The following is a 16801-nucleotide window of genomic DNA, read 5'->3' as shown; positions in this document are numbered from 1 at the left end:
AGAAGCCGATTTCTCATAAATTTCAGTCAGTGTTTCAAATACAACCGATCAGACCAGGTGGCCAGCCACTCGGGCTTGAACGCCACCATGATAGAGACGAACAGGCCGGTCATGAAGGCATCGCCCCAGGCCACCAGCCAGTGGGCTACCAGGCTCAAGTCGTCATCAATGCCGGGCATGCTGTGCCCGGAAAACTGCGCCAGCAGGCCAGCCGCAAAGACGCAAACCGCCGTGCCAATGAAGGCGCGACCCAGCACGTACACAAACAAATGCGGGCCAACCCAGCGGCGCACCGCCGCACCCAAGGCCAGCGCCAAGGTGGCGGGCACCAGGCCCAGCCACACGGTCAGGTCAAGAGCAGTTTCCCAACCCATGGGTGAGATCAGCAGCGCAATTAGCCCCACCACACACAGCACCGGCACCGCCAGTGGCCAGCCCAGCATGAGCAGTACCAGACAAGCGCCCGAGCCTTGCAACTGCAGCGGCATTTTATGTAGGCTTGGCAGGGCCCATAGCCAGGGCAGGAGCGTTAGCGCGCCCAGGATGGGTGTCAGCCGGGTGGCGCCTGCCATCAAGCGCCAAGGGCGCAGCAGCAGCGCCGCGGTCAAGGCCAGAGTCAGCAGGGTCAGGTTAGTGAGCATGGGCTACGGGTGAAATTTGATGCGCTACGAGCTGCAGCCTGAGGGGGGCAACGGGCCTGCGATCCAAGGCGCATCAAGTGTCACAAAAACCGGTCCAGAATCTTGCGACTTTCCCGGCTCAGCGTGCTGGCATCACGAATCAGAAATTGGATGCCATGCGAGTCTGTCACCAGCAAAATGGTAGGGCCCACGTGGCGAATGTCTTCACCTCCGCGCAGCACAAAAGAGGTGTCGCCCCGGTCGGTCTTGACGCGCCAGGTGCAGGGCGTGGAAAAACTGGTGACGCTCTCGATGCTCAAAATGCTGGGCATGAACTCACGCGCTTGCAGTTCTTCGCGGATCAGGCTTTGCGTGGGCTCGGGCAGCTCGGCCAGTTGGTCCACCCACGTCACTTCATGGCCATGGGTGTCGATCAGGGAGATGCCGCTGTCGGGCGACTGGATCGGAAACGCGCGGATGGGCACCACATCTTCGATCACGTCACCTTGCGGCGTGGTGAGCACAAGGCGGCCAAACGGGTTGCGTTGCAGCTGAAAAGGGGTCGCTGTCATGGCGGTGCTAACAAGGGTGTTGATGGCGGAGTTTGCGTTCATTGGTCGTCCCGGCGGCGGTCTTTTTCATCGTCCATATCGGTGTCCACATTGCGTGCCTGGGCCTGGTAGAGGTTGTAGTAGGCGCCTTCGGCCGCCATCAGCGTGTCATGTGTGCCCACTTCCACGATGCGGCCACGGTCCATCACCACCAGGCGGTTGGCGCGGTGCAGGGTAGACAGCCGGTGCGCGATGGCGATGGTGGTGCGGCCTTGCACCAGGTTCTCCAGCGCGTTCTGGATTTCTTTCTCGGTTTCGGAGTCGACCGAGGAGGTGGCTTCGTCCAGGATCAGGATGCGCGGGTCAATCAGCAGGGCGCGCGCAATCGAGATGCGTTGCCGCTCCCCGCCAGACAGGCCTTGGCCGCGCTCGCCCACCATCGAGTCGTAGCCTTGCGGCAGGCGCAAGATGAATTCGTGGGCGTGGGCGGCGCGCGCTGCGGCAATGATCTCGGCGTGCGTGGCGTGTGGTTTGCCGTAGGCAATGTTCTCGGCAATCGTGCCAAAAAACAAAAACGGCTCTTGCAGCACCAGGCCGATGTGGCGTCGGTAATCCGCCACGGGCAGCGAGCGCACGTCAACCCCGTCAATACGGATGGATCCTTCGGACACATCGTAAAAGCGGCAAATCAGATTCACCAAGGTGCTCTTGCCGGAGCCACTGTGGCCCACCAAGCCGATCATTTCGCCGGGTTCAATGGTCAGGTTGATGCCCTTGTTGACCTCGCGGTTGCCGTAGCGAAAGCCCACATCCCGCAGCTCAATGCGGCCCTTGACGCTGTCGAGTTTGACCGGTTGGGTAGGCTCCGGCACGCTGGAGACGTGGTCCAGAATGTCAAAAATGCGTTTGGCGGCTGAGGCTGATTTTTCCGTCACCGACACAATGCGGCTCATCGAGTCGAGCCGCCCGTAAAACCGGCTGATGTAGGCGATGAAGGCCATCAGCACCCCCACGGTGATCTCGGATTTGGACACCAGCCAGATGCCAAAGCCCCACACCACCAGCAGCCCCAGCTCGGTCATCAGCGAGATGCTGGGCGCAAACACCGACCAGATTTTGTTGATTTTGTCGTTGACGGCCAGGTTGTGTTTGTTGGCCTCACGAAAGCGAGCGGATTCGCGGTCTTCCTGGGCAAAGGCTTTCACCACACGCACGCCCGGAATGGTGTCGGCCAGCACGCTGGTCACCGCCGACCAGACGCGGTCAATTTTTTCAAACCCGGTTTGCAGCTTGAACCGCACCGAGCGAATCATCCACACGATGAAGGGCAGCGGCACCAAGGTGACCAGCGCGAGCATCGGGTTGATCGACACCAGAATCACAGCGGTCATGACCAGCATCAGCACGTCAGAGGCAAAGTCCAGCAGGTGCAGCGACAAAAAGACGCAGATGCGATCGCTCTCGCTGCCAATGCGCGACATCAGGTCACCGGTGCGCTTACCGCCAAAGTATTCCAGCGACATGCGCAGCAAGTGGTCGTAAGTGGTGGTGCGCAGGTCGGCACCAATGCGCTCGGACACCAGCGCCAGGATGTAGGTCTTGGCCCAGGACAGGCCCCAGGCCAGCAGCGCCGCACCAAATAGCCCGGCCAGATAGGTGGCGACCAGCATGGGGTCGATATGCTGGCCGTTCTGGAACGGAATCAGCACCTCGTCCATCAGCGGCATGGCCAGGTAGGGCGGCACCAGGCTGGCGGCGGTGCCCAGCAGGGTCAGCACAAAACCGGCCAACAGTTGCATGCGGTAGGGTTTGGCAAAGCGCCAGAGCCTGAACAGTGTCCAGGTTGAAGGCGGGGTGTGGATGACCTTGGTGCAAATCGGGCACTCGTCCTGGTCGGGTTCCAGCGGGGCTTTGCAAGTGGGGCAACGGTTGCCCTCGGGGAGTAGCGCGGGCTCGCCCGTGGCGTGGCTGGTCTGGTAAATCTGAAACTGGTCGACCAACCGAATGGCGTGCAGGTTGTGCGCCAGGGTGAAGCGCCAGTTGGCGAGCCTTGCCTGGCTGTTAATCAGTTCCAGCTGCCCGACGCCGGCGTGGTCATGCAGCTTGAGTGCCAAGCCGGCCTGGTAAGGCCAGTGCTGCCAGCTGCCATCAGGCGCGCGACTGGACAGGCGCTGGTTGGTGACCAGCAGCAAACCCTGAATGAAGTGCAATTGGGTGTCCAGATCAAACACCAGCGCTGCCAGCACGGTTTCATCTGCCTTGAGCTGCTGCAAAGCCTGCGCGCGCAAGGCCGCCGGTATGTCCTGCAAGGGTGTGTCTTGAAATGACGCGACTGGAGCTAGCGGGTCTTGAATGCGGGTGTCTTGAGTCATACGGGCCAGGCGTTTTGGCGGTTTTGCGGTTTGGCATGAAGGCAGCCAAAAGTTTGAGGATATTACGGCACAGGAGGCTGCTGACAAATATTTGTCATGTTCCAGACATTGAAGGGGTGGTTTGTGTCTAAATGAACTGAGAATTCACACCCAGTGCTGACTTGATTACCAATACAAATTCATGACAACGAAGACTATCCAATTGCTGCGTGTTGCCCACCTGCGCGGGCCCAACATCTGGACGTATCGTCCAGTCATTGAGGCCTGGGTTGACATTGGCGACCTGGAAGACTATCCGTCCAACCTGCTTCCCGGATTTTATGAGCGCCTGACCGCCATGCTGCCCGGTCTGGCGGTGCACCGATGTGGTGTCGGGCAACCTGGGGGGTTTTTGGAGCGCCTGCGAGAGGGCACTTGGGCCGGTCACATTCTGGAGCATGTGGTGCTTGAGCTGCAAAACCTGGGCGGCATGCGCACCGGTTTTGGCAAGACGCGGCAAACCTCGGTGCGCGGTGTCTACAAAATGGCGTTTCGAACCCGGCAAGAGCAGGTGGGCCGTGCGGCACTGGTGCACGGACTTGAGCTGGTCCATTCTGCCATTCACAACACCGCTTTTGATCTGGCTGGCGCCGTCGCCCATTTGCGTGAGCTAGTGGATGCGCACTGCCTGGGCCCGAGCACAGCGCACATTGTGGAGGCCGCCACCGAACGCGGCATCCCGCATCTGCGCCTCACTGATGGCAATCTGGTGCAACTGGGCCATGGCGCCCGGCAGCGCCGCATCTGGACCGCCGAGACTGACCACACCTCGGCCATCGCCGAAGAAATCGCCAGCGACAAGGATTTGACCAAATCGCTGTTGCAGTCCAGCGGTGTGCCAGTGCCCGAGGGGCAAATGGTCAACAGTCTGGAAGAAGCTTGGGAAGCCGCACAACACATTGGTTTGCCAGTGGTGATCAAGCCGCATGATGGCAACCACGGGCGCGGCGTGTCGCTGGACCTGAGCTGCCAGAAAGATGTGGCAGCCGCTTTTGTGCTGGCCAAGCGCAAGGGTGGTGGGGCGGTCATTGTTGAGAAATACATTGCTGGCAACGAGCACCGCTTACTGGTGGTGGGCCAGCGGGTGGTGGCAGCAGCACGCGGTGAAACGGCTTGGGTCACAGGTGATGGCGCAGCCAATATCATCGAATTGGTCGACCGCCAGATAAACACCGACCCACGGCGCGGCAGATCTGAAGATGCACCGCTGAACGCCCTGGCGCCGCATGAGGGCGCCGAGATCATTCTGGAGCTGGAGCGCCAGGGTTTCACTGCTTATTCGGTGCCTGGCGCCGGTGAAAAAGTATTGATCCAGCGCAATGGCAATGTCGCCTTTGATGTCACCGATGACATCCACCCAAGCGTTGCCGCCGCCGCCACGCTGGCTGCACGGGTGGTTGGGCTGGACATTGCTGGCGTGGACATGGTGCTCGAAGATGCCTCTAAAGCGATGGATGGCCAACGTGGGGCGGTGATCGAGGTTAACGCAAGCCCCGGTTTGCTGGCCCACCTGAAACCCGCCAGCGGCCAGCCACGCCCGGTGGGCACCGCCATTTTGGCGCACCTGTTTGACCCTGATCAGAATGGCCGCATCAAGCTCGTTGGTGTCACCGGGCAGGACCGGACCACGTCGATTGCCCGTTTGATCACCTGGATGCTGCACATTCAAGGTCAATACGTGGGGCTGGCCTGTCGGGACGGCTTTTACCTGGGCGCGCGTTGCGTGGACGGCAGAGACAGCTCGGGTTGGGATGCCAGCCAAAACTTGCTCATGAATCGCTCATTGGAGGTGGCGGTGTTCGAGCATAGCCCCCGTGCCATCCTGACTGACGGTTTGCCCTACGACAAGTGCACCGTTGGTGTGGTGACCGATGTCAGTGGCTTTGAGCCACTGGCAGACCACTACATTGACAGCCTGGACAAGCTCTACAACGTGGTGCGCACACAGGTGGACGTGGTGCTGCCCGTTGGTACGGCGGTGCTCAATGCGGCAGACGCCCAAGTGGTTGAATTGGCAGCTTTGTGTGATGGTCAGGTTATTTTTTACGGCCTAAGCCCTGAACTAAATGCAATGGCTGTGCACCGTTCTAGTGGCGAATGCGTTGTGTACGTTCAGGACGCGCACATCGTGCTGGCAAAAGGTCAGGAGACCGTGGGCCGCATCTCGTTTGATTCCATCAGGCAAGACGCAACCCACCCCGCAGATTGGGTGCTTGCCGCTGTCGGCGCGGCCTGGGCGCTTGGCATGTCCCCCGAAGTTATCGGTGCGGGCCTGCGCACCTTTGACCAGACCTCACAAGAGAATCGTTGAGTTATGAAGCTTTCCCGCATCCGGGCCCTGCGTGGCCCCAACCTCTGGACACAGCACACGGCAATTGAGGTAGTGGTGGCCTGCTCGCCTAACAGATGCAGCATTGCCGATTTGCCAGGCTTTGAGGCCCGCCTGCGCGAGCGCTTTCCAGCCATTGGCTCGCTGCGATCAAATGGGCAGGACGCTCCCGTGAGCCTGGCGCATGTGCTTGGACTGGCCGCACTGGGGCTGCAGGCTCAGGCAGGTTGCCCGGTGACCTTCAGGCGCACCACACCCACGCTTGAAAAAGGCGTTTTTCAGGTCATTGTGGAATATACCCAGGAGTCGGTAGGCCGCTTGGCGCTTGAGTTGGCACAAGCGCTGTGCCAAGCCGCGCTGGACGACAGCCCGTTTGATTTGCCACTGGCGCTGACCCAGTTGCAGGATCTGGATGAAGACGTGCGCCTGGGCCCAAGCACGGGTGCCATTGTGGATGCGGCCGTGGCGCGCCACATTCCGTATCGCCGCATGACCGAGGGCAGCATGGTGGCCTTCGGTTGGGGCAGTCGGCAGCGCCGCATTCAGGCCGCCGAGATCGACGCCACCAGCGCCATTGCGGAGGGCATTGCGCAGGACAAACAACTCACCAAAAAGTTGCTGACGGCTGCTGGTGTGCCGGTGCCGCAAGGCCGCGAGGTCAGCAGTGCAGAAGACGCCTGGGCCGCCGCGCAGGAAATCGGCATGCCGGTGGTGGTGAAACCTCGGGACGGCAACCAGGGCAAGGGCGTCACGGTCAACATCACCAATCGTGAACAACTGCTGGCCGCCTACCAGGCCGCCACCGAGTTCAGAACACATGTGTTGGTGGAGCGGTTTTTGCCCGGCCATGATTTCCGGCTGTTGGTGGTCGGCAACAAGTTGGTGGCTGCCGCCCAACGCGAAGCGCCCCATGTGGTGGGTGATGGTGTGCACAGCATCCAGGCGCTGGTGAATACCGTTAACAGTGATCCGCGGCGCGGATCGGGCCATGCCACCTCGCTGACAAAAATCCGTTTTGATGACATTGCCCTGGCTTGCTTGGCAGACCAGAGCCTGCAGGCCGATTCAATCCCGGCATTGGGCCAGCGCATCACGCTGCGTCGCAACGCCAATTTGTCAACTGGCGGCACGGCAACCGATGTCACCGACGATGTGCACCCGGAAGTTGCCGCCCGCGCGGTCGAGGCCGCCAAAATGGTGGGGCTGGACATTTGTGGCGTGGATGTGGTCACTGACAGCATTCACCACTCGCTGGAAGAAAAAGGGGGCGGTGTGGTCGAGGTCAACGCCGCGCCTGGCTTGCGCATGCATATTTCGCCATCGTTTGGCAAGGGGCGCCCGGTCGGTGAGGCCATCATCGCGCACATGTTTGGCGAGCACGGCAACGGCCGAATTCCCCTGGTGGCTGTCACCGGCACCAATGGCAAAACCACCACCGTGCGCCTGATTTCCCATTTGTTGACGCAAAGCGGTCTGCGCGTGGGCATGACCAACACAGACGGTGTGTACATTGCCGGTCAGCGCATTGACACGGGCGACTGCAGTGGCCCCAAAAGTGCCCGCAACGTATTGCAACACCCCGATGTGGACGCTGCTGTGCTGGAAACGGCCCGTGGCGGCATGTTGCGTGAGGGCCTGGCCTTTGACCGCTGTGATGTGGCAGTGGTGACCAATGTGGGCACTGGTGACCATCTGGGCTTGAACTTCATCACCACCTTGGAAGACCTGGTGGTGCTGAAGCGAGTGATCGTGCAGAACATCGCCGTCAACGGTGTCGCTGTGCTTAACGCGGCAGACCCGGCGGTGGCGAAGATGGCTAGGCACTGCACTGGCACCGTGACTTTTTTCGCGCTGGACCGTCACCATCCGGTGATGGCCGCCCATCTTGCGCTGGGCTTGCGCGCGGTGTATGTGCAAGACGGCTGCTTGATAGCGGCACAGGGTGCGCAGGTCACCCGCATCGCACTATCTCAGGTGCCCGTCACTTTGGACGGCGCTATTGGGTTTCAGGTGGAAAACGTCATGGCCGCCATGGCAGCCGTGTGGGGCTTGGGCCTGGACTGGGACGTGGTGCGCCAGGGTCTGGCTAGTTTTGCAGGTGACAGCGACAACGCCCTGGGTCGCTTTAACCTGTTGACCTACCGTGGTGCCACGGTGATTGCCGACTACGGCCATAACCCCGACGCCATGTCCGCCTTGGTGCAGGCTGTCAACAACATGCCGGCAAATCGGCGCACGGTGGTCATCAGCGGTGCCGGCGACCGGCGTGATGAAGACATTCGCCAACAAACCCAAATTCTGGGCCAGGCCTTTGATGACGTGGTGCTGTACCAGGACCAGTGTCAGCGTGGTCGTGCCGATGGTGAGGTGATCGCACTGCTACGGGAGGGTTTGATTGGCGCTACGCGGACCCAAAAAGTTTCGGAAATCACCGGCGAGTTTTTGGCCATAGATACCGCCATGGACCAGTTGCAAGCCGGGGATTTGTGCCTGATTCTGGTGGATCAGGTAGAAGAGGCACTGGCGCACATCCGTTCAAAAATCAAGTTGGCCAGTCACTCCTTGCCAACGTGAATTCGCGCGTGCCAATGGGGCCTTGTGTCCCAAAGCTTTGCTCCAGAAACTGGACGCTATGGGCTTCAAACCGCACCACGCTGCAAGCCCGAGTGCCGTAATCCGGCGTGGCAATGAAGGCGCTTGAGAGCACGCGCTCAAGCACCAACGGGATGCCGGTGGCTGGCAAGTCGGCATCGGCAACCATGCCGCGGTTGTGCAACAACTCAAGCAACTCGGCATCGCTGGGGTGCGTTTGCGCCAGCAGCAACTGCAGACTGTCTTTCAGCGTGACCAGTTTGGGCCATGGAGTCAGAAAGTCTGCGTTGGATACTGCGCCAATGCCGGGCTGCAGGGTCACTACCTTGGCGTGTCGGCTCTCCAGCCCCATCAGGCTTTTGCCATCAAACACCAGCAAGTTGAACGGGTTGTAGTCGGCGGCGCGCCGGGCCAGCGCGCTCAGATAGTCCCCTGCAGAGCTATTCGCCTGCAAAAAAGCACTGACGAGTTCGCCGCGCGAGGGGGCGTTGGCGCGCACATTGGCGGGATCGCGGTGGTTGGTCAGCGCGGCCAGGCGCCCACTGCGGCTCACGCCCAGCCAGGTGCCACCGGCCTGTAAGTCACGCCCAGCCAGGATGTTGGCATCCTGCCACCAGGCCAACGGCGACGTCGGGCGCGCATAAAACTCGTCGCGGTTGGCAACCAACAGCAGCGGTGTCTGGCTGCTCGGTTGCCAGTTCCAGGCGATCAGGCACATGAATAAGGCCCTGATGCCCGCGATGGCGTTATGCCCAGTGGGTTCATGAGACGCATTTGGCTAGGCAACTGCCACGGCCGTGGCGACCACAGGCTGCCCCAGATTCTTCAGCACGTCACGCACCATCTTGGCCCGGTCGGCTGCATCTGGCAGCGCGCGTTCAATGCGCAGCTTTTCGTTGCCCACCAGTTTGATGTGTTTGTTTTTCTGGATCAGCGCGATGACCTTCATAGCGTCGATCGGCGGGTCTTTCCTGAACGTGATGGTGATGGCACCGGGCGCGGCATCGACCTTGAGCACACCGTAGGGTTGGCTCAGCACCCGCAGCCGGTGCACGTCGATCAGCGTTTGCGCCTGCGCGGGCAGTTTGCCAAAACGGTCAATGATTTCTTCCATCAAGCGGTCAATCTGCTCACCTGTTTTTGCTGTGGCCAGCTTTTTGTAGAACGACAGGCGCAAGTGCACGTCTCCACAAAAATCGTCGGGCAAGAGCGCCGGGGCGTGCAGGTTGATGTCGGTTGCCACGTTCATCGGGTTCAGCAAGTCGGGCTCAATGCCGGCTTTCAGGCAGCGCACCGCTTCGCTCAGCATCTCGTTATAAAGCTGAAAGCCGACTTCAAGCATGTTGCCGCTTTGGTTTTCGCCCAGCACCTCACCGGCGCCGCGAATCTCCAGGTCGTGCATGGCCAAGTAAAAACCGCTGCCGAGTTCTTCCATGGCCTGAATCGCATCCAGGCGTTGCTGCGCATGTTTGGTCAGGCCTTCCAGGTCGGGCACCATCAGATAAGCGTAGGCCTGATGGTGGCTGCGGCCAACCCGGCCGCGCAACTGGTGCAGCTGCGCCAAGCCAAATTTGTCGGCGCGGCTCATCACGATGGTGTTGGCGCTGGGCACGTCAATGCCGGTTTCAATGATGGTGGAGCACAGCAGCAGGTTGGTGCGCTGCGCCACAAAGTCGCGCATCACGCTTTCCAACTGGCGCTCCGGCATCTGGCCGTGGGCTACGGCAATGCGCGCTTCGGGCAGCAGTTCTTCCAGCTTGGCACGGCGGTTTTCAATGGTTTCCACCTCGTTGTGCAAAAAGTACACCTGCCCGCCGCGTTTGAGTTCGCGCAGCACAGCTTCGCGGATCACGCCGTTGCCCTCGGTGCGCACAAAGGTTTTGATGGCCAGGCGGCGTTGCGGTGCGGTGGCGATCACGCTCAAATCGCGCAGGCCTTCCAGCGCCATGCCCAGGGTGCGCGGGATCGGTGTCGCGGTGAGGGTCAACACGTCCACCTCGGCGCGCAAGGCTTTCATTTGCTCTTTGTGGCGCACGCCAAAGCGGTGCTCTTCGTCAATGATCAACAGGCCCAGGTTTTTGAAGTGGGTGTTTTGGCTGAGCAGCTTGTGCGTGCCGACCACGATGTCAATGGTGCCGTCGGCCACACCTTTCAAAGCTGCGGTGATCTCTTTGCCGGATCTGAAGCGGCTCATTTCGGCCACTTTCACCGGCCATTTGGCAAAACGGTCGACCAGCGTCTGGTAATGCTGTTCGGCCAGCAGCGTGGTCGGGGCCAGAAACGCCACTTGTTTGCCGCCGGTGATGGCCACAAAGGCCGCGCGCAAGGCGACTTCGGTCTTGCCAAAACCCACGTCGCCGCAAACCAGCCTGTCCATTGGGCGCGGGCTGATCATGTCCTGAATGACGGCATGAATGGCAGCCTTCTGGTCAGCGGTCTCTTCAAAGCCAAATTCGTTGGCAAAGGCCTCGTAGTCAGTGGGGCTGTATCTGAAGGCGTGGCCCTCGCGGGCAGCGCGACGGGCATAAATGTTCAGCAACTCGGCCGCACTGTCACGCACCTGTTCGGCGGCTTTGCGTTTGGCCTTCTCCCACTGGCCACTGCCGAGTTTGTGCAAGGGCGCTTCGTCCGGGCTCACGCCGGTGTAGCGGCTGATCAGCTGCAACTGGCTTACCGGCACATAAAGCGTGGCCTTGTCTGCATATTCCAGGTGCAAAAACTCCTGAATCTCGGGCTCGCCATTGGGCAGCTTGTTGCCCAGGTCCAGGTTGATCAAGCCCCGGTAGCGGCCAATGCCGTGGGCGTTGTGTACCACTGGGTCACCGACCTTGAGTTCGCTTAAATCCTTGATTAGCGCTTCTACATCGCTCACCTGCTCCTGTTTTTTGCGCCTGCGGGTGGTGTGGCTGGCGGCAAACAGCTCGGTCTCTGTCACAAAGTCGATGCCTGCTTCCAGCCAGCTGAAGCCTATGGCCAAGCTGGACGTGGCAATGCCGATAGGTTCCTTGCTGGCCTCGAACTCGGCCAGGGAATCAAAGCTTGGCGGGTCAAACTGGCTGCTGTGTAAAAAGTCCAGCAAACTGGCACGCCGGCCATCACTCTCGGCCAGCACCAATACCCGCTGTTGGGTATTGCGGATGTGATGCTTCAGGTTGGCCAGTGGATCGTCTGCACCGCGCACCACTGTGAGCGGGGGCAGGGTGTCGAATTCGGCATAGGCGCTGGGCTGCTCGGCCGAGTCGCTGGCGGGCAACTGCGAAGAGTTGTCCGGTGAGGGTGATGCTGCCTTGGCAACTGGCACGCGCATGGCCAATTGTGCATGCTGGTTGACCCGCGCATAAAACTGCTCGGCGCTTAAAAATAGTGCGTCGGGCGGCAGTACCGGGCGTTCCGGATCGCCTTGCACCAGCCGATAACGCTCGCGGGTGTCTTGCCAAAAGTGGGCAAAGGCGGGTTCCAGATCGCCGTGCAGCACCACGGTGGCGGCATCGCCCAAATAATCAAACACGGTGGCGGTGTCGTCAAAAAATAGCGGCAAGTAGTACTCAATGCCCGCGGTGGCCACACCGGCCCCGATGTCTTTGTAGATACGGCTACGGGTGGGGTCGCCTTCCAGCAACTCACGCCACCGATGCCTAAAACGTGCGCGGGCATCATCGTCCATCGGAAATTCGCGCCCGGGCAGCAGCCGTACTTCAGGCACCGGGTACAGGCTGCGCTGGCTGTCGGGGTCAAAGGTGCGGATGCTGTCAATCTCGTCATCAAACAGATCCACCCGAAACGGCACCAGCGAGCCCATGGGAAACAGGTCAATCAAGCCACCGCGTACCGCGTATTCGCCGGGGCTTACCACTTGCGTCACATGGCTGTAGCCGGCCAGCGTCAATTGCGCCTTGAGTTTGGCCTCATTGAGTTGCTGCTTGACCTTGAAGTGAAAGGTGGTGCCAGCCAGAAAACTCGGCGGCGCCAGCCGGTACAGCGCGGTGGTGGCTGGCACGATGACCACGTCAGCCCCCGTGTCCTTGTCATGCTGACTGATGCGCCACAGCGTGGCCAGACGCTCACTGATCAAGTCCTGGTGTGGCGAAAACGTGTCGTATGGCAGTGTTTCCCAGTCGGGGAATAACACGCAGCGCAGGTTAGGGGCAAAAAACGCCATCTCGTCAATGAGCCGCTGGGCATCAGGTGCACTGGCAGCAACGATGGCGGTGACCTTGCCTGCCGCCTTGTCGCGCAGCGCCAGTTGCGCCAGCAGCAAAGCGTCGGCAGAACCTGCGGGGCGGGGCAGGGTGTAGCGTTTGCCTGGGGTGAGTTTGGGTAATTCCATGGAACTGGTTTTGAAAAGGCTAAAACGCCAAAACCCTGCGCAGGGGATGCCAGGGTGTCATGGACTGGATTCTAGAATGCACGCCACACCATGACCGAACTCAACGACATTACCCTCACGCCCAGCGCCGCGCCCCGTTGCTGGGCCCTCATTCCTTGCGCAGGCACAGGGTCTCGCGCTGGGGCTGCGGGCCCCAAGCAATACCAGGTGCTAGCGGGCAAGCCCATGGTGATGCACACGCTAGCGGCCTTTGCCGATGTGGCACGCATTGCTGAAACCCTGGTTGTGGTGTCCCCAGACGATGACTTCTTTCAAACACCAGAAGCTGAAAATGCATCGTTTTTAATAGCTACTTGCGGAGGTTCTACAAGGGCTACAAGCGTATTTAATGGTTTAAATGCGCTGCTGAATGAAGGCGCTGTGGCGCATGACTGGGTGTTGGTGCATGACGCGGCGCGCTGCCTGGTCACCCCCGAGCTGATCAACCAATTGCTCAACGCCTGTCTGGGTGATGAAGTCGGTGGCCTGCTGGCCTTGCCCTTGCCCGACACGCTGAAAACCGCACACGCTGGCCGGGTGGCTGCCACTTTGCCGCGCTTTGACAAGTGGCTGGCGCAAACCCCGCAGATGTTTCGCATTGGCAGCCTGCTCGAAGCACTGGAACTGGCGGGCGATGCCGTCACCGATGAATCCAGCGCGATTGAGGCGATGGGCTTGGCGCCAAAACTGGTCACAGGCAGTGCGCAAAACTTCAAGGTAACTTACCCGGAGGACTTCTGCCTAGCGCAAGCGGTTCTGCAAAGTCGTCAAACCTGAACCCGTCACAAAGGTCAACACATGAATTTCAGAATTGGTGAAGGTTGGGACATTCACGCGCTGGTGGCAGGGCGCAAGCTCATCCTGGGTGGGGTGGAGGTTCCTTACCACCTTGGGCTTCTGGGCCATTCAGATGCGGATGTGTTGTTGCACGCCATCACCGATGCGCTGCTGGGCGCTGCGGCGTTGGGCGACATTGGCACGCATTTTCCGGACACCGATGCGCAATTCAAGGGTGCAGATTCAAGCATCTTGCTGGCCGAGGCGGCTCGTCGGGTGCGCGACAAAGGCTATGAGATTGGAAATGTGGACAGCACCATCATCGCCCAAGCCCCCAAGCTGATGCCGCACATGCCCGCCATTCGCGCCAAAGTGGCGCAGACGCTGGGCCTTGAGCCCGACCAGGTCAACGTGAAAGCCAAAACCGCAGAAAAAATGGGCCCGGTCGGACTAGGGCAGGCAATGGAGGCCCGTGCTGTGGTGCTACTGTTTGCCAATTAAGTGGTGGTTGCCCTGATATAGCCTTGAATGCACAGGCTGCATGCTGCGTAAATATATAGAAAATCAGGCTCTAGACCTTTTGGGATAAGCGTAAGCAGCTATTAGGTTGGTAGCGTGTGCAATGGAATGTCGTGTTGATCTGAAAGCTTGTCCAGCGCTTTTCGGGTCTGCGTGGCAACAAACGCGGCGATCGCCACATGGGTTGTTGCCGCCATCATGGTGGCCGGCGTGGTCCAGTCAATGCCCGCAACAGCGCACAAGGCCTTGGCAAAGTGCGGCTCCAGTGCCGCCAGCGCCACGCGACCATCCTGGCACTTGTAGACGCAGTAGCCGGCATGGCCGCCGCCAATCATGGTGCCGGGCAGCGTCAGCCCCCAACTGCGTGGCAGTGCCAGGTGGGCCGCTGCCTTTGAGAGCGCCACTTCAAAATACGCGCCCTGCTCGGTTTGCCGCTGCAGCAGCACGGCTTGCAGCACCGCCTCGGAAGCCATCAAGGCGCCGCCCATGTCGGCGTACAGGGTGGCTGGCAAATCCAGGCCGGTCACCAGGTCGTTTTCAGCCAGATAAGTCAGGTCATGGCCGGGTTCATTGGCACGCGCGCCCGGTGCGCCAACAATAGCGACAAGGCTCAAACGCGGGTGCCGGGTTTGCAGCGCTTGCCAATCCAGCCCCAGTTTGACCAGCGCACTGGGGCGAAACGAGGTCAGCAAGACATCCGTTTTTGCCAATTCACGCTGAAGTATTTTCTGACCCGCAGCGGTTTTCAAATCGACCGCTCTGGTGCGAATGCCCTGGTGCAAGGCGTCAAAGGCAGTGCGGCTGTAGGCGCTCATGGGGTCGCCGGTGATGTTGTCTGGCGCGCCGGGCGGTGCTGGTGGTTCGAACTTGAGGCAAGTCGCCCCCATGTGGCGCAGGCGCTGCAGGGCCGCCGGGCCGGGCAGGTTCAAGCTCAGGCTCAAAATGCGAACGCCCTTGAGCGCTTGCGAAGGTTTGCGGGTGAAAGGTGGCATGGTGCGTACCGGCTGAATGTTGTGTGAATATTGGCCCAAAGGTGACACTTTGATGAAGCTGAATGGCCATTATGGGTATTTGGCAACACCTGAATCCACAGGGGTGCACGGGTAGAATCACGCCCTAACAAGATTATTTTGTCTTGTGATTTTCTGGCTTCTCCGCGCAGCGGTGGTCGGGGCCCCGGCATCCGGCATAGAAGTCAAATGCCTCAAGGATTTTCATGAAACGTGTGGACGATTTTCGCCTGAAGTTCGGTAAAAAAGAGATTGTGCCGATCATTGTGGGTGGCATGGGCGTAGATATTTCATCCGCCGAGCTCGCCCTTGAAACTGCCCGTTTGGGTGGCATTGGGCACATCTCGGATGCCATGGTCAACGATGTGTCTGACCGTCGTTTTGACACCAGTTTTGTCAAAGACAAGACCAAGCTGTACAAAGCCAACATCAACAATTCAGACAAATCGGGGGTCAAGTTTGACCTGGATGTGCTGGCAGAAGCCACGCGCCGCCATGTGGGCTCCACCATGGAGGCCAAAAAGGGCGATGGCCTGATTTTTGTCAACTGCATGGAAAAGTTGACCATGAACGGACCGCGCGAAACCTTGCAGGTGCGCATGGCCTCAGCGCTTGATGCTGGTATTGATGGCATCACTTTAAGCGCTGGCTTGCATTTGGGCTCCTTTGGCCTGATTTCCGACCACCCGCGTTTTCGCGATGCCAAGCTGGGCATCATCGTCTCCAGCGTGCGTGCGTTGCAACTGTTTTTGCGCAAAAACGCGCGCCTTGACCGCAAGCCCGATTACGTGATCGTAGAAGGCCCGCTGGCCGGCGGTCACCTGGGTTTTGGCCTGGATTGGGAGCAGTACGACCTGGCAACCATCATTGCTGAAGTCATTAAATATGTGAAGGATGAGCAGCTGGATATTCCGGTGATTGCTGCAGGCGGCATTTTTACTGGTAGTGACGCGGTGTCGTTTCTCGAATCCGGCTCAGCCGCTGTGCAGGTGGCCACACGCTTTACCGTGGCCAACGAGTGTGGTTTGCCCACCAACGTCAAGCAAGACTATTTCACCGCCAGCGAAGCCGACATTGTCGTCAACACCATCTCGCCGACCGGCTACCCGATGCGCATGCTCAAAGGCTCGCCGGCCATTGGTGATGGTATTCGTCCCAATTGCGAGTCCTATGGTTATTTGCTGGATGGCAATGGCAATTGCGCTTACATCACGGCGTACAACCGTGAACTGGCACTGCACCCGGACGGCAAAAATATCTCGGTGCAGGACAAAACCTGCCTGTGCACGCAAATGCGTAACTTCAAGCTGTGGACTTGTGGCCATTACACCTACCGTCTGAAAGACACCACCCGACGCAACGCCGATGGCAGCTACCAGACGCTCAGTGCTGAACACATCTTCAAGGATTACCAGTTCAGCGTCGACCACCAGATTGCGTTACCCGCCTGATCTGACACTGCGTCGTTAACCCCTCAAAAATGCCCCGGTCGCGACAGCGCTAGCCGGTAGCTTAAAGTGTTGATGGTCTAGGCCCGCACTGGCGGAAATTCAGAAGCCGCGTTTTTCCTAGAAACGCGGCTTTTTCTTTGGGTCAACGGCGTTGATGGAACCCCTTGCTCCCTCA

At 59.8% G+C, this 16801-nt stretch carries 11 protein-coding genes; 5 read left to right on the top strand and 6 right to left on the bottom strand.

The window, feature by feature from the left end; all coding sequences use genetic code 11:
- Positions 1-26: 26 nt before the first annotated feature.
- The 3 genes from PHQ58_RS18040 to PHQ58_RS18030 all read right to left on the bottom strand — a co-directional run bounded on the left by PHQ58_RS18040 (position 27) and on the right by PHQ58_RS18030 (position 3543).
- On the bottom strand, positions 27-641 hold the full coding sequence (locus PHQ58_RS18040; RefSeq protein ID WP_300113692.1) for an energy-coupling factor ABC transporter permease: 615 nt from the start codon (positions 639-641) through the stop codon (positions 27-29).
- Positions 642-721: 80 nt separating this feature from the next.
- Complete coding sequence (locus PHQ58_RS18035; RefSeq protein ID WP_300113689.1) at positions 722-1234, bottom strand: DUF1854 domain-containing protein; 513 nt, start codon at positions 1232-1234, stop codon at positions 722-724.
- The gene (locus PHQ58_RS18030) at positions 1231-3543 is read right to left on the bottom strand and encodes an ABC transporter ATP-binding protein (RefSeq protein ID WP_300113686.1); all 2313 of its coding nucleotides are present in this window, start codon (positions 3541-3543) and stop codon (positions 1231-1233) included. Before PHQ58_RS18030 ends, PHQ58_RS18035 begins: the two co-directional genes overlap by 4 nt.
- 181 nt (positions 3544-3724) lie before the next feature.
- On the opposite strand from PHQ58_RS18030, the gene cphA (PHQ58_RS18025) reads away from it, so the two are divergent.
- Complete coding sequence (cphA, locus tag PHQ58_RS18025) at positions 3725-5893, top strand: cyanophycin synthetase (protein WP_300113683.1); 2169 nt, start codon at positions 3725-3727, stop codon at positions 5891-5893.
- A gap of 3 nt (positions 5894-5896) precedes the next feature.
- On the top strand, positions 5897-8485 hold the full coding sequence (cphA, locus tag PHQ58_RS18020; RefSeq protein ID WP_300113680.1) for a cyanophycin synthetase: 2589 nt from the start codon (positions 5897-5899) through the stop codon (positions 8483-8485).
- Here cphA (PHQ58_RS18020) and PHQ58_RS18015 read toward each other — a convergent pair.
- Entirely contained in the window at positions 8454-9221 is a 768-nt protein-coding gene (locus tag PHQ58_RS18015; RefSeq protein WP_300113677.1) for an NRDE family protein, read from the bottom strand. The two genes, cphA (PHQ58_RS18020) and PHQ58_RS18015, sit on opposite strands and share 32 nt — an antisense overlap.
- 60 nt (positions 9222-9281) lie before the next feature.
- Positions 9282-12830: a transcription-repair coupling factor gene (gene mfd, locus PHQ58_RS18010; protein WP_300113674.1), complete on the bottom strand. Its 3549-nt coding sequence runs from the start codon at positions 12828-12830 to the stop codon at positions 9282-9284.
- A 90-nt stretch (positions 12831-12920) separates the two neighbouring features.
- Here mfd and ispD point away from each other — a divergent pair, with 90 nt between their 5' ends.
- Both ispD and ispF read left to right on the top strand, forming a co-directional pair.
- Positions 12921-13646 carry a 2-C-methyl-D-erythritol 4-phosphate cytidylyltransferase gene (gene ispD / locus PHQ58_RS18005; RefSeq protein ID WP_300113671.1) on the top strand — a complete coding sequence of 242 codons (726 nt, stop codon included), beginning with the start codon at positions 12921-12923 and terminating at the stop codon, positions 13644-13646.
- A 21-nt stretch (positions 13647-13667) separates the two neighbouring features.
- Positions 13668-14147, top strand: coding sequence for a 2-C-methyl-D-erythritol 2,4-cyclodiphosphate synthase (gene ispF / locus PHQ58_RS18000; RefSeq protein WP_300113668.1), 480 nt, complete (start codon positions 13668-13670; stop codon positions 14145-14147).
- A gap of 101 nt (positions 14148-14248) precedes the next feature.
- Here ispF and PHQ58_RS17995 read toward each other — a convergent pair whose 3' ends face one another.
- Complete coding sequence (locus PHQ58_RS17995) at positions 14249-15157, bottom strand: CoA transferase (RefSeq protein ID WP_300113667.1); 909 nt, start codon at positions 15155-15157, stop codon at positions 14249-14251.
- Between the two features lie 224 nt (positions 15158-15381).
- On the opposite strand from PHQ58_RS17995, the gene PHQ58_RS17990 reads away from it, so the two are divergent.
- Entirely contained in the window at positions 15382-16626 is a 1245-nt protein-coding gene (locus PHQ58_RS17990) for a nitronate monooxygenase (protein ID WP_300113665.1), read from the top strand.
- Positions 16627-16801: the final 175 nt, after the last annotated feature.

Origin of the sequence: Rhodoferax sp. (assembly GCF_028688795.1) — a bacterium.
Lineage (GTDB): Bacteria > Pseudomonadota > Gammaproteobacteria > Burkholderiales > Burkholderiaceae_C > Rhodoferax.
Note: the sequence above shows the minus strand (reverse complement) of the source record. Positions and strands in the feature narration are given on the sequence as shown.